Here is a 13468-nt window from a genome sequence, read left to right on the forward strand (position 1 = left end):
ATAAAGACTGACCATAACGACTAGACAGGTATACAACATCGGGTGAGTCGCTGCACCGCCCCTTTTCACTTGATTAAGAGAGAGGAAAACATGAGCGACAACACGACCTATACGCCACCGCGGGTTTGGACATGGGAGCCTGGTAACGGTGGAAAATTCGCTAACATCAATCGCCCTGTAGCAGGCGCGACTCATGAGAAAGCACTACCCGTGGGTAAGCATCCGCTGCAGCTTTACTCTCTTGCAACACCCAACGGCGTAAAAGTCACGGTAATGCTTGAAGAGCTACTGGAACAGGGAATGAAGCAAGCTGAATACGACGCTCACCTGATACAGATAGGCGAAGGTGATCAGTTTGGCAGCGGCTTTGTTGAGGTAAACCCCAACTCTAAAATTCCTGCGCTAATGGATCACAGCACTGCTCCGCCCCAGCGGGTATTTGAATCAGGTGCGATTCTGCTTTATTTAGCCGAGAAATTTGGTGCGTTCTTACCCAACGATCCAGCGAAGCGAACCGAGTGCCTGTCCTGGTTATTTTGGCAAATGGGCAGCGCGCCCATGCTTGGCGGTGGCTTTGGTCACTTTTATGCTTACGCACCGGAAAAATACCAGTACCCGATTGATCGCTATACCATGGAAGTGAAGCGTCAGCTTGATGTACTGGATCGCCACTTGGCAGATAACCGCTTTATGGCGGGCGATGAGTACACCATTGCGGATATGGCAATTCATCCGTGGTACGGCGCACTGGTGAAAAACCGCGTGTATGAAGCAGCTGAGTTTCTAGAAGCTCATACGTATCAGAACGTTTTACGCTGGACCGAAGAGATTGACGCGCGCCCTGCCGTTCAACGCGGCCGCATGGTCAACCGCACTTGGGGAGAACCGAGCGAACAACTCCACGAACGCCACGATGCCAGTGACTTTCCACTGCAACCCCAAGACAAAGCCTAGCCCAATAATGAACGACCAAAACGGCTCGAATGGGCCGTTTTGGTTTACCTAGAGGTTCTTCACCCTGCCTCGTCGCGTGTTATGGCTTAGAACTGGTATCGGATATTACCCGTAATACTTCGGCGATCGCCATATCCACAATCGCCACCTTCGTAACGGCACCAGGAGATGGTCTCTTCATCGGTGGCGTTTTTCACATCTACCGAGAAGTCCCACTCCCCCATCGTATAGCCCACCATGGCGTCATAAAGCGTGTTAGAAGGCACCACTGGGGCACCACCAGAACCAACGTTATCGCCCACATAGCGCACCCCAGCGCCGATACGCCAGTTGTTACCCACATAAAGACGGTTCCACCAAGAAGCCTGCTCTTCGGCAACGAAAGGTAGCCGGACACCCGTGCTATCGTTGGTCGCGTTAAGGTTGGTATACGCCAGCTGCGTCTCAAACTGCTGCCAACGTTTATTGATCTGTAGCTCCCAACCATCCACCACTGCGCCCACTTGTTCTACGCCGCCCGGCGTTGCCCCATCACTGACTCGGTTATGCTGGGTGATATCAAAGTACGCTGCGCTAACCGCCAACGACTGATCGGGAGAGACGTACTTAAAGCCAATCTCTTCTTGGTTGCCGGTGGTTGGTTTCAACGGGCTGGGATTTGCCGTACCGTCGCTCCCCAGGTTCATCGAGAATGCCTCCGCATAGCTCACATAAGGCGAAAAGCCGTTAGCAAAGCGGTACATCAGACCCAGCCGCCCAGTGGTTTCGCCTTCATCGCTAACCGTGTCGGGCCCTGACAACGCCAGCGTACGGTTTTCTGCCCAATCCCGGCGCAGGCCTGCAGATACAACGACCGGTCCAATTTCAATATGGTCGGCAAGATACACCCCGACCTGTTCGATTTCATTATCGGGGCGATCTGCTGGGTTGAGTGAATCTAGCTGCAGATTGCCATATTGGGGGTTATATACATTAAAGCGGCCCCCGCCGCTCTTCACCGAGCTATAATTATCCTGGGACCAACGTGCATCCTGACGATCAATACCGGCAATCAGCGTATGCTGAGTGCCACCCACCTCAAACTTTCCTTCCATACGCGCATCCATATTCAAAATGCGCGTTTCGGCATCTGCGGTGAAGATCGTGCGATTCACATCACCATTAGCATCAGGAACACTGGGGATATCCACCCAATGCTCGCGGGTTTCAGTGCGGGAATCGGTGTAGCGCGCGGCCGCCGAAAAAGCCCAGCTATCGCTCAACTGGTGAGCAATAAACAGCGTAGCCTCGGTTTTTTCACTGTCATAACGATCCCAGCCCGGTTCACCGACAAAGCGTTCAGAACCAATAAAGCCTTTTGAACCAGGCTCTAACGTGCCTGCCTGAGGCAAGAACTGGGCAGACACCTGACTTTTATCTTCCTGACGATTGAGCAGCAGCGTGATACTCGTATCCTCATTGGGACGCCAAGTAAACGAAGGCGCAATTAAATAACCGTCATCGGCAACATGATCTACCTGGGTATCGCTATCACGCGCTAAGGCAACGATACGATATAAAAACTTGCCCTCTTCATCCGCGGCACCAGTAAAATCAAACGCCAGCTGTTTACGATCAAAAGAACCGTACTGCGCCCAGACCTCCCCGCTGCGCTCTTCCTGAGGAAGCTTGGAAACACCGTTAATAATGCCGCCTAAATCCGCTTGGCCATAAAGCATGGAAGACGGGCCACGTAGCACTTCAACACTTTCTAGCGCATAAACATTCGTTCTCGCCGTATTGTAAGAGCCATACAACTGGCGCAGGCCATCCAAGTAGCGACCAGCCTCTAGCCCACGTACTCTAGCTCCATCGCCACGGGTATCAAACCCAAAGTTACCGGCATAAACACCGGGAGTGTAAAGCAACGCATCCTGAATATTTTTCGCACCGCTGTCTTGTATAAACTCTTGGTCGATAACCGACATCGAGAATGGCTGCTCTGCCAGTGGCACATCGAGTTTGCCAACGCTAGGTTCTCGCTCAGCATCGATATAGCCGAAGTGCCCTGCTGCGTCGGCGGTAACTTCGACAGTACCAAGGTCGACGCTGTCAATTGGTGCGCTGTCTTGCGCATAAACGGCTGAAATAGCCGCTACCGACGCAAGCGCTACCGCAACGCTTAGCTTGCGCAATCGAAAAGTAGGTGTAAAGGCCATTTGAATCGAACTCCATTGTAAATGCTAAAGCTAATAATATAGATTATCATTAAACAATAGATAGAGGCCTAGTCAATTGATGGCTTCTCGGCCTGCCATGAACTGGCGCAGCGATAGATCACTTCACCACCTGCTCGTTTTCGACTTGACCAACAGCATCGGCGGAGCCGACAATTTTACGAATGGTGACGCACCACCAGTCGCGTGGACTAGTCGTCATATTTCAGGGGAGATCAAGATTTTGAAAAGACACAATTCAGTTTGGCGAAGCCTGGCCTATACGGCGTTGCTGTTGGTTGCAACCGCTTCAATCGCCGACGCTTGTACCCGCGTCGTCTATCACGGTCCGGAGGAGCGCATCCTGACAGCACGCTCGATGGATTGGAGCATGCCGATGCTCTCCAATCTGTGGGTATTCCCACGAGGCATGACCCGGAATGGCGAAGCGGGACCGCGTTCTTTGGAATGGACATCAAAATACGGCAGCATGATCGTGTCGGGCTATGACTTCTCGACCGTGGATGGCATGAATGAAGCTGGCCTGGTCGCCAACATGCTGTGGTTGGTCGCATCAGAATACCCCGAAGATGACGGCACCACTCCGCAAATGTCCCTTTCAATTTGGGCGCAGTATTTTCTTGACAGCTACGGCAGCGTCGCCGAGGCGGTGGCCGATATGGAAAGTAATCCCTTCAACGTGGTGACGGCGGATGTGCCCGATCAGCCAGGCCGTCTGGCTAAGGTACACCTGTCTTTGTCGGATGCCACCGGCGACAGCGCCATCCTGGAGTGGCTGGACGGCAAGCTAGTCATCCACCACGGTCCCGAATATCGCACCATGACCAACGATCCGACCTATGATCAACAACTGGCGCTTGTCAGCTATTGGCAGGATGTCAACCCGCGAGAGGTTCTGCCCGGTACGACACGTTCGCCCGACCGCTTTGTGCGCGCCGACACATATATCGGCATGGTAGAGCAGTCGGACAATCCACGGATCGCCGTAGCCGCCGCGATGAGTGTGATCCGCAACGCTTCGGTCCCCTTTGGAATCAGCACTCCTGATGCTCCGAACCTGTCTACGACGCGGTGGCGGGTGGTTGCCGACCACAAGGATCAAGTGTTCTACGTCGAATCTGCGATTTCGCCAAACCTTTTCTGGGTGGAACTGAAAAATCTGGACTTCTCTCCTGAAGCTGGCGTGCGGATGCTTGATCTCGGCGTGGACATGACGTCCCTGCAAGTGGGCGAAGTTTCGGGAAGTTTTACCCCTGCCGAACCCTTCCAGTTCGAACCGGTCAACTGACCGGTTCTGTAACAAAGATTTTCTGCTTGTTGGCGTTGATGCTTCGCCAGCATCATGCTTAGGGATTTACGCGTAGCTGTGATTGGGCGGTAACAGTGGATGTATCACTACCGCACGGTGGATCGGAACGGCATAACCCTGGATTTTGATTTTATGCTCTCCGAGCGCCAGCGGCGCGCCATCGACAACCATGGTGTCCCCGACTGTATTTTGACAAAAGCGACGTAAACCTGGCAGGGTTGAAAGCCGGAAATTTGTGGCAGAACCATTGATCAATGGTTCCTTAAAAACACCCTCTACTCACTGAATACGAGAGTTATTAAGCGCATAGTTCCAGACGCGGTACACGTAGAAAAGATAGCCTAAGCCAAGCGTCAAAATGGTGATGATCATCCATAAAAGAATGTGGCCAACATTGCTAAAAATATTGATATCACACACCATTTTTCGCTCCACACCTGTCGTATTATCAACCACTGAAGTGCGGTTAATGACAAAACGAGCAAACGAGTAGGGAAAGAAAAACAGCGCAATTCCGAGGGTGATAACCGTCAGCACCAGCCAGATAAGCAGGTGGCCAATAATATCTAGAATGGAGAGATTCGCTTTAATATTCACGGTGCGCCCTTAATCGTTAAGAAACAAAGTGGCGCAGATTACCACTCACTTGAGTAAGCGTGAATGGTAAAATACATGCTCAGCTAAAATGAATAAATCGTCATACATAAACTTGGCAGTATGCGATTCGTTATATTTAAAAACGTTTTGTTAGCGTCATCGCACCGAATTTATCCTGCTCACCCTGACCATCAAACTCACGACTACGCTGAACAGCAGCATACGTTACCTGCCAGTCCTCCCAGGCTATCGCAAGCCCTACAGAGGCATCGGCTACCCACGCTTTACGGTCAACGGCGTGGCTATTCCTAAACGTATTTCCATCCAGCGTTAGGTTCTGCGCCATGTAGTAACCTTCTACATGCGCGAACAGATACCACTGCCAACCACGCTGGCCACTCATAAGATAACGGCTGCCAGGATTGGGTGTGAGCGTAGGAATCCCGTCAGCATCGTCTCCCCAGCGTACGCTATAACCAGTGCTTGCATAGGTGTATAAGTTACCTAACGCTGCGCCAACACTGGGGCCGTGGGAGAACTGTTTACCGGCCAGTGGTATATCGTGCCACCATTGGCGGCGAGCAGTTAGGTTCACTAACGCCTCATCACCCAACTGATGTTTCCAGCCCCCTGGGCGACGGCTATCCGTTACACGATGCACTTCACGCTGGATACTATCGGCGAGTGAAGAAGGCCCTACTAGTCCTATATCTAGATGCAGATCCGTCGCTTGTGTCCATGCCCCGACTGGCACATCTTCATAAAGCGACATACCGCCATAGACAAGCCCAGCATAGGGGCGGTCATCTTCGATGAGCAGGCGCTGCTCGATATCATCGGGGGTATAAATCTGATGGATGAGGCGATAAGACGCTCTATCCGCTTGGCCGATAAGGCTATCGGGCAGCGCTGTTGCAAGGCGTTGCGTCCAACTTTGTTCTTTTGGCGTAAACGTCCAGTTAAGCTCGAACCCACTGGTATAGTGGCCGTCATCGCTGCTAGCAAGGCTGTCATTTTCGAATTTAATCGAGAGGGCTCCGCTGTCGGCTCCCGCCACTGTGGGCAGTAAACTCAACGGCAAAACAATAGGCAACGCTTTCCGGCACAAAGCGGAAATATTATTCATAACTCATTCCTTGAGTGTCGGAGGGCAAAAGCAGTCAATCATTAACAACTATGAATGATTGCATGTAATGACACAAATAGATAGCAGGCATACTATCCTACTCACTTTTGTCGCCTGCTTAAGCCCTTCCCTTCCGTCTGTCGTTAACGTGCCCAGCCACGCAAAATAGCTTAGCGATCTCGCAGTAGCCATTGCGGCGTGATTTCATGCTGGCCATTTTCATCGGTAATAAACAGTGAGCCATCACTGATCATGACCGCCCAGTTAATGGATCGCGGCAAATCCGCTGCGATGGTCGTCAGTGCCTCTTGGGGTAGCCCCGCCACATGTACATTCTTGAGTGCCGCCACTGCCGGTAACACTTTATTTTCCCACAGATCCACTCGCCCATAAGCCAACAGCGAAACACGCTCCGCACGGCGTGAACACCACGTAAGACGCTCGGCATCCGGCAGGCCCACTTCTATCCAATGCAGTACGCGGCCATCCAAGCTTTTTTCCCACAAGGCTGGCTCGTCCACATCGGAAAGACCGCGACCAAAAGCAAGCGCTTCGCTGTACCACAGTAGGTAGGCGATCAGGCGTGCGCACATCCGGTCTTCGGTTTCAGAAGGGTGGCGCGCCACCGTAAAACGCAGCGTCTCAAAGACATTGCGATCAAGGTCCGTCAGGTTGACATCAACTTTGTAAGGGGTAGCACTCAACGCCATTGGAGATATCCATCTAAAATTTTCGCAAGTGTAGCGGATTTATCGAAACACAGGGCGACAGTACGCTATACCGTGCGGTAATCGTTTAATAACGTGGCGTTTTTAATCGTGTCCTGCTCATGCATTGGCTCACGCCAGATTTCTGCCAGCGCTGCCTGGTACCACTCCTCCATCGCCGGATGTGCAAGTAAGCGCTGAATATAAGCCTGTGATGCTTCGCTCAGCGGCAGGTTAAAGGTCTGTACCCGAAACGCAACAGGCGCGTAAAACGCATCCACAGCTGACAACTGTTCCCCAGCCAGAAAGGGACCACCAAAGCGTTCAAGCCCTTCCTGCCATAGCGTATCTAGCCGTTCCAAATTGTTGCTTAGCCCTGCGGAAAGCTCTTTAAGCCCAACACGCACGCCGCAGTTCATTGGACACTCAGCGCGCAGTGCACCAAACCCGCTGTGCATTTCAGCGCTGGCACAACGTGCCCAGGCGCGCGCTGCTTTGTCTTCCGGCCACACACTAGGGTACGTTTCAGCCAGATACTCAACAATGGCCAACGAGTCCCATATCGCCACCTCTGCATCAGAATCCACCAAGCATGGCACCAAGCCAGAGGGAGAAAAACGTGTAAAGGTGGCATGGCTTTCGCCTATGCCGCCCTCAAACGGCATAACGTGTTCATTGAAGGGAATGTTCAGCGCCTTCATCAGCACCCACGGGCGCAGCGACCAAGACGAGTAGTTCTTGTTGGCGATATACAGATCAAACATGCAGCGCTCCTGGTAAAGGAAATTAATAAGCAGCCACTCTTAACGCGCCGCTTGAGCTAGAGTATTGCCTCCTAATCCCATTAATACGCCGCCACCAATGCGTTGAATCAACCTGGAGGAGCCATGGGATTTTTGTAGCCACTCCCGTAGCGGGCTAGCCAGCAGCACCACCATGACGTCTGCAGAAGAGAACAACACATTGGTGGCGACACCTAGCCAAAGCAGTTGCCATGCCACCGGTATAGCGCTGTCGGGCTGAACAAATTGAGGCAGAAACGCTACGAAGAAGAGCGCCGTCTTAGGATTGAGCATTTCCACAAGAAAGCTATCGCGCAGTACGCGCTTAGTGGTTGCCAGTGGAACTTCATCGCCATGGGAGCGAATGCCCTGCTTCCATAGGCGCAGTCCCATCCAGAGCAGGTAAAGCCCACCGATGATTTTCATAGCGATATAGGCAGGTGGGATAGCCGCAAACAGCAGCGCCAAGCCTAGCGCAGCAGCCACCACATGAACGTAACACCCCATATGCACACCGATAACCGCTAACCACCCTGCTCGTCGGCCGCGCCCCAGGGTTTGCGCAGCGGTGTACAACATCGCAGGCCCAGGTAAATAGGCAAAACCAAGCGTGGCAATTAAAAACGCGGCCCATTGCATCGTGACAGTTCCAAAGAAATCAGAGGTAGTAAGCCTGAGAATAAAACGGGGGTAGCGCAAGCGCTACCCCCTAAATAAGTAAAATTTGAATGAGCGAAAGCTTAGAAGTTGGGTTTACGCTTCTCCACGAACGCGCCCATGCCCTCTTTCTGCTCTTCGCCGGCAAAACAGAGCGCAAACAGGCTGGTTTCCAGCGCTAGGGCGCTATCAAGATCTTGGTCTAGCCCATCGTGAACGGCTTGCTTAGCACCGCGCACAGACAGTGGGCCGTTGCCTTTAAGCTGCTTGGTGAGCTCTTCTACATAGCTTTCAAGCTCGGCCTGGGGCATCACACGGTTAACTAGCCCGATGCGCAGCGCTTCTTGAGCATCGATTTTGCGGCCAGTGGTTACCAGGTCAATCGCCATGGCGGGGCCAACACGACGTGGCAAACGTTGGGTGCCGCCAAAGCCAGGAATCACGCCTAACAACACTTCTGGCTGGCCGAAGACAGCGTTTTCGCTGGCTACCGCCCAGTCGCAGGCCAGTGCCAATTCGCAGCCGCCGCCAAGGCAAAACCCGTTCACTAGCGCGACCACCGGCACGGGCAATGTTTCTAAGCGTTTGATAGTCCGCAGTGCCTGGGTAGCGAAAGCACGTGCTTCTTCTGGGGTTTTATCACGCATTTCGGTGATATCGGCACCGGCAACAAACGACTTTTCACCGGCGCCGGTAATGAGGACGGCACGTAAACGTGGGTGCGCCTCAAGCTCCACAAGGTGTTCTTCCAAGGCACTTAGCACATCGCTATTCAGTGCATTCAATGCTTTAGGGCGGTTAATTGTCAGGCGTACCACACCATCGTTATCAACTTTTTCAATCACTGCATCGCTCATACAGGCTCCTTAATTGTTATTGCGCGTTAAAAATGAATACCCACCAACCCTAGCGAACGCTTGGTTGGTAGGCAATCACTTCTTTTGTCGCGCTTGACTGACCTGATCCGCTTATCCGGACTTACGTATGCTCACTCGTAGATATGGAAGCCGCGACCGCTCTTACGCCCGAGATACCCTGCATCCACCATGCGCTTTAGCAGCGGGCAGGGACGATATTTAGGATCGCCAAACCCTTCCTGCAACACGTTCATGATCGCCAAACAAACATCGAGACCGATTAAATCCGCCAGCGCCAACGGCCCCATTGGGTGGGCAGCGCCCAACTTCATTGCTTCATCAATGGCCTCTGGTGTTGCGGTTCCTTCTTGAACAATAAAGGCAGCTTCGTTAATCATCGGCACCAACAAGCGGTTAACCGCAAAGCCCGGTGCATCACCAATTGGTACCGCTGTTTTACCCAACGCTTTCGCCAGCGCTTCTATGCGCTCAACGGTGGTATCAGAGGTTTGTTCAGCACGAATCACTTCCACTAATTTGAGCACCGGCACCGGGTTGAAAAAGTGCATGCCTACTACCCGCTCGGGTCGCTCGCACACGGCGGCCAACCGCGTTAGCGAGAGTGACGAGGTGTTAGAAGCGAGAATCGCGTCGCTGCTTAAATGACTAAGGTCACGAAACAGCTTCTCTTTCAGCGCGGGTTGCTCTGGGGCGGCTTCAATAATAATGCCGCAGTCGCTTAGCGCTTCGAGATCAGTGGTAGTCGAAAGCTGGGCCAGTGCCTCCTGCTTAGCTGACTCGCTCATTTTTTCTTTCGCGACCAGCTTGCCAAGGCCTTTATCGATGTTGCCCTGGGCACGGGTAAGCTGCTCATCGGCGACATCAAAGAGACGAACCGTAAAACCACTGGCGGCGACCACCTGGGCGATCCCCTGCCCCATGGTGCCTGCTCCCACTACCCCGATTTGTTGTTCACTCATCGTTATTTTTCCCCTGAATCAGTGCTGTTTCGCTTCTTCACGCAGCACAAACTTTTGAATTTTGCCCGTTGACGTTTTTGGCAGTTCACTAAAAATGATTGTCTTAGGTACTTTGAAGCTCGCTAAATGCTCTCGGCAGTGAGCAATAATGTCGGCTTCAGTAATTTCACCATAACCAATTTTTAATTTAACAAACGCGCAGGGTGTCTCACCCCACTTTTCATCGGGCTTGGCCACAACGGCGGCTTCTTCGACTGCTGAGTGGCTATAAATGGCATCTTCTACTTCGATGGTGGAGATATTTTCACCGCCGGAAATGATGATGTCTTTAGAACGGTCTTTAATTTCGATGTAGCCATCGGCATGCCAAACCGCGAGATCACCAGTGTGATACCAGCCCCCTTCCAAAGCTTTCTCAGTGGCTTCGGCATTCTTCAGATAGCCTTTCATCACGTTGTTGCCACGCATTAAAATTTCACCGATGGTCTCGCCATCCTTCGCGACGGGTTCAAGGGTTAGCGGGTCAGCCACGCAGAGCGCCTCAAGCATGTGGTAGCGTACCCCTTGGCGAGCCTTGATCTTGGCACGGGATTCCAGCGGCAACTCATTCCATGCTTCACGCCAAGCACACACCGTTACAGGGCCATAAACCTCGGTTAACCCGTACACATGGGTCACTTCAATGCCGAGTTTCTCCACACCAGCAATCACTGACGCAGGCGGCGCAGCACCTGCAGTGGTCACTTTAACGGGATGATCAAATTCACGTTTCTGGTCAGCAGGTAAGTTCACAAGGCCGTTCAGTACAATCGGCGCACCACTAAAATGCGTGACCTTCTCATCCACAATAAGGTCGTTAATCCGCTTTGGATCTACTTTGCGCAGACACACGCTAACACCGGCGTTGGCGGCAATCGTCCAGGGGAAACACCAGCCGTTGCAGTGAAACATCGGCAACGTCCAGAGATAGACCGGATGATGCGGCATGGCCCACTCTAGGATATTACTGACCGCGTTTAAGTAAGCGCCACGGTGGTGGTAAACCACCCCTTTTGGCTTGCCCGTGGTGCCCGAAGTGTAGTTCAGTGAAATCGCTTGCCACTCATTGTCAGGCAGTTTGTAGGCATAGTCAGCATCACCTTCTGCCAGCAGTGCTTCGTACTCAACCTCACCGATGCCTTGAGTTTCGCCTAAAAACTCCGGATCGAAAACGTCGATAATCAGCGGCTTATCGTCTAATAAGGCAACGGCTTCATTGATGACCTGTGCAAATTCAGGATCAACAAGAACGGCTTTCGCTTCACCATGGGCCAACATATAGCTAATCGCTTCGGCATCCAGACGGATATTTAAGGTATTTAGCACGTAGCCTGCCAGTGGCACCCCAAAATGGGCTTCAAACATCGCCGGAATGTTCGGCAGCATTGCCGCCACCGTTTGGCCGGGCTGAAGGCCACGTTTTTCAAGCGCCGAAGCCAACTGGCGACAACGAGTCCAGGTTTCTGCCCAGGTGCGGCGCGTTGTGCCATGCACAACCGCTGGGTAATCGGGATATACCGCCGCCGAACGCTCAATAAACGTCAATGGAGATAGCGGTACATGGTTAGCAACCGTAGGCGGCATGCCTTGCTCAAAAATGGAAGCGTTCATAAATCACCTTTTGTGTTGATCGTTTTTATATTGATAGTTAATCGCGCAATGCGTTTTTATCGTTAGCGCTGATCTTGCTCTTCCGTGTCTTGGCTCGGCGCAGGCTCACGCCCGAACATATTTGTTTTTTGTACTAACACGTACAACACGACCCCGGCCGCTAATCCCCAACCTGCACCATATACCGCCAATACGACGGCCATCGTGCCTGCGACGCCACGCTCAGCGGTGGTTTTAGTCTGTTCAATACCCACCATTAAGCAAATATAGCCAGTCAGCAGCAGAGTGAGCGAAAGTGCAATGGGCAGCACCGGCTGAAACATGCTGACCAATGGCAGCGTGAATAGCGCAATAAAGCCGGTAATCCAGAACGTGCCGCCGCCGCTATAAATCGATTCCATGGCATGTCGGCCATTTTTATAACGCTCAGCCATGGTGGCCGTGACGGCAGTCCAGATCGGGCCAGCCAACCCAGGATAGGGAGCAAAGAAAGCATGCATACCGTTACGAATAGCGGTGACGTGGTGAATACGATCAGTGCTGTAGTCAATTTTTTCATCAGTGCGAATATGGTCAACCCGAGACATCAGCGTACGCCCTACGACAATATCACCGAATGCGATAACGTAGGCGATCACCGCCGTAGGTATGGCCAGCACAAAGACATCGATGCCAGGGAAGCCGACCGTAAAGGGCAGGTAGTTCCACATCTCAGTGAAGTTCGGCTGGGTAATCCCCCACTCAATGGTAGGCCGTGGGTACTCGCCAATCGCCCAAGCCACCAGAATCGCAACAATCATGCCTGGCACCATGCCGTAGTTGGCAATTTTGCGCATAATCGCGTGGTCTTCCACCCAGCGTTTAAAGGCCACCGAAAACAGCATGAAAATAGCAATTAACATACCGGCGATCAGCGACACAGGGGTCTCAGCTAAGCGCCCGCCCTGCTGTATTTCACCGGTAATGGCGGCGATGCCGGCACCGATAATAATGCCCGCCTGGAGGGAGTTGGGGACCAGATGAACCAGCTTACGGCCCAGCCCAGTTACCCCTAAGATTAAGAAAATTAAAAAGACCAAGAATTGAAGTGCAAACAGCGCCTGAATCGCCTCTGGACCTGGCTCAAAATCGCCCAGAAACGCTAACACGACAGGCACCGCGGGCGTAATCCAGCCGGGCACCATTGGCACACCTAGCAGCGCAGGTAGCATGAAACCGATACCACATACCACCACATACGCCAGGGCAACATCATAAGGAAGGCCTAGGTACTGCTCTAAAAGCGGAATCATCGCCAGGCTAACCACAAACATGATGAGCCCTTGAATCATCTCTGCCATTTCCCAACGATAATGAACAAAGGGTAATCGCACTTTAAACGGCCCTAAGGGCCAATATGGCTGCTCTTCGCCGTGCTGGCGGTGCTTAAGTTGCATAAAATACTCCTTGGTTTTAGTCATTAGTGTTGTTGTGAATACCATTGCTTTGAACCGGAACAACGATTCAGCATGACAATACGCACGGGCGTACTGGCGCGGTTAAGCACAACGATACGTTTTAAAACGGTCGTTTCACTGCGTATTAACGTAAGCCGCCGACCCAATGGGTCGGCGGAAATGAGTGGTTAAGCAAT

The 13468-nt window shown here is 52.4% G+C and carries 13 protein-coding genes; 3 read left to right on the plus strand and 10 right to left on the minus strand.

Annotated elements, in window-relative coordinates:
- Positions 1-90: 90 nt before the first annotated feature.
- On the plus strand, positions 91-954 hold the full coding sequence (yghU, locus tag HZS79_RS07925) for a glutathione-dependent disulfide-bond oxidoreductase (RefSeq protein WP_179927517.1): 864 nt from the start codon (positions 91-93) through the stop codon (positions 952-954).
- An 86-nt stretch (positions 955-1040) separates the two neighbouring features.
- Here yghU and HZS79_RS07930 read toward each other — a convergent pair whose 3' ends face one another.
- Entirely contained in the window at positions 1041-3152 is a 2112-nt protein-coding gene (locus HZS79_RS07930; RefSeq protein ID WP_162219465.1) for a TonB-dependent siderophore receptor, read from the minus strand.
- A gap of 97 nt (positions 3153-3249) precedes the next feature.
- Between HZS79_RS07930 and HZS79_RS07935 the strand changes: the two genes are divergently transcribed.
- A complete protein-coding gene (locus HZS79_RS07935; RefSeq protein ID WP_218927962.1) occupies positions 3250-4458 on the plus strand; it encodes a linear amide C-N hydrolase in 1209 nt (402 codons plus the stop codon).
- A gap of 99 nt (positions 4459-4557) precedes the next feature.
- On the plus strand, positions 4558-4686 hold the full coding sequence (locus HZS79_RS16875; protein WP_281373466.1) for a hypothetical protein: 129 nt from the start codon (positions 4558-4560) through the stop codon (positions 4684-4686).
- Positions 4687-4758: 72 nt separating this feature from the next.
- Here HZS79_RS16875 and HZS79_RS07940 read toward each other — a convergent pair whose 3' ends face one another.
- The 9 genes from HZS79_RS07940 to HZS79_RS07980 all read right to left on the minus strand — a co-directional run bounded on the left by HZS79_RS07940 (position 4759) and on the right by HZS79_RS07980 (position 13271).
- Positions 4759-5076 carry a DUF6693 family protein gene (locus HZS79_RS07940; protein WP_179927518.1) on the minus strand — a complete coding sequence of 106 codons (318 nt, stop codon included), beginning with the start codon at positions 5074-5076 and terminating at the stop codon, positions 4759-4761.
- A gap of 136 nt (positions 5077-5212) precedes the next feature.
- Positions 5213-6202, minus strand: coding sequence for a lipid A deacylase LpxR family protein (locus HZS79_RS07945; RefSeq protein WP_179927519.1), 990 nt, complete (start codon positions 6200-6202; stop codon positions 5213-5215).
- Between the two features lie 170 nt (positions 6203-6372).
- Positions 6373-6912, minus strand: a complete 540-nt coding sequence (locus tag HZS79_RS07950; RefSeq protein WP_179927520.1) for a YaeQ family protein — start codon at positions 6910-6912, stop codon at positions 6373-6375.
- 65 nt (positions 6913-6977) lie between these two features.
- Entirely contained in the window at positions 6978-7673 is a 696-nt protein-coding gene (locus HZS79_RS07955; RefSeq protein ID WP_179927521.1) for a glutathione S-transferase family protein, read from the minus strand.
- A 39-nt stretch (positions 7674-7712) separates the two neighbouring features.
- Positions 7713-8330 (minus strand): LysE family translocator, encoded by a 618-nt coding sequence (locus tag HZS79_RS07960; RefSeq protein WP_162219460.1) that lies wholly within the window; start codon positions 8328-8330, stop codon positions 7713-7715.
- A gap of 101 nt (positions 8331-8431) precedes the next feature.
- The gene (locus HZS79_RS07965; RefSeq protein ID WP_162219459.1) at positions 8432-9205 is read right to left on the minus strand and encodes an enoyl-CoA hydratase/isomerase family protein; all 774 of its coding nucleotides are present in this window, start codon (positions 9203-9205) and stop codon (positions 8432-8434) included.
- 131 nt (positions 9206-9336) lie between these two features.
- Complete coding sequence (locus HZS79_RS07970; RefSeq protein ID WP_179927522.1) at positions 9337-10185, minus strand: 3-hydroxybutyryl-CoA dehydrogenase; 849 nt, start codon at positions 10183-10185, stop codon at positions 9337-9339.
- 18 nt (positions 10186-10203) lie between these two features.
- A complete protein-coding gene (locus tag HZS79_RS07975) occupies positions 10204-11835 on the minus strand; it encodes an acyl-CoA synthetase (RefSeq protein ID WP_179927523.1) in 1632 nt (543 codons plus the stop codon).
- Between the two features lie 62 nt (positions 11836-11897).
- Positions 11898-13271 carry a solute carrier family 23 protein gene (locus HZS79_RS07980; protein WP_162219456.1) on the minus strand — a complete coding sequence of 458 codons (1374 nt, stop codon included), beginning with the start codon at positions 13269-13271 and terminating at the stop codon, positions 11898-11900.
- Positions 13272-13468: the final 197 nt, after the last annotated feature.

Source organism: Vreelandella zhaodongensis, from assembly GCF_013415115.1.
Lineage (GTDB): Bacteria > Pseudomonadota > Gammaproteobacteria > Pseudomonadales > Halomonadaceae > Vreelandella > Vreelandella zhaodongensis.

Coding starts and splice junctions, on each gene's coding strand:
- HZS79_RS07975 (WP_179927523.1), bottom strand. CDS start 11,835: ATGAACGCTTCCATTTTTGAGCAAGGCATGCCGCCTACGGTTGCTAAC.
- yghU (WP_179927517.1), top strand. CDS start 91: ATGAGCGACAACACGACCTATACGCCACCGCGGGTTTGGACATGGGAG.
- HZS79_RS07965 (WP_162219459.1), bottom strand. CDS start 9,205: ATGAGCGATGCAGTGATTGAAAAAGTTGATAACGATGGTGTGGTACGC.
- HZS79_RS07960 (WP_162219460.1), bottom strand. CDS start 8,330: ATGCAATGGGCCGCGTTTTTAATTGCCACGCTTGGTTTTGCCTATTTA.
- HZS79_RS07930 (WP_162219465.1), bottom strand. CDS start 3,152: ATGGCCTTTACACCTACTTTTCGATTGCGCAAGCTAAGCGTTGCGGTA.
- HZS79_RS07980 (WP_162219456.1), bottom strand. CDS start 13,271: ATGCAACTTAAGCACCGCCAGCACGGCGAAGAGCAGCCATATTGGCCC.
- HZS79_RS07935 (WP_218927962.1), top strand. CDS start 3,250: ATGAACTGGCGCAGCGATAGATCACTTCACCACCTGCTCGTTTTCGAC.
- HZS79_RS07950 (WP_179927520.1), bottom strand. CDS start 6,912: ATGGCGTTGAGTGCTACCCCTTACAAAGTTGATGTCAACCTGACGGAC.
- HZS79_RS07955 (WP_179927521.1), bottom strand. CDS start 7,673: ATGTTTGATCTGTATATCGCCAACAAGAACTACTCGTCTTGGTCGCTG.
- HZS79_RS07970 (WP_179927522.1), bottom strand. CDS start 10,185: ATGAGTGAACAACAAATCGGGGTAGTGGGAGCAGGCACCATGGGGCAG.
- HZS79_RS16875 (WP_281373466.1), top strand. CDS start 4,558: ATGTATCACTACCGCACGGTGGATCGGAACGGCATAACCCTGGATTTT.
- HZS79_RS07945 (WP_179927519.1), bottom strand. CDS start 6,202: ATGAATAATATTTCCGCTTTGTGCCGGAAAGCGTTGCCTATTGTTTTG.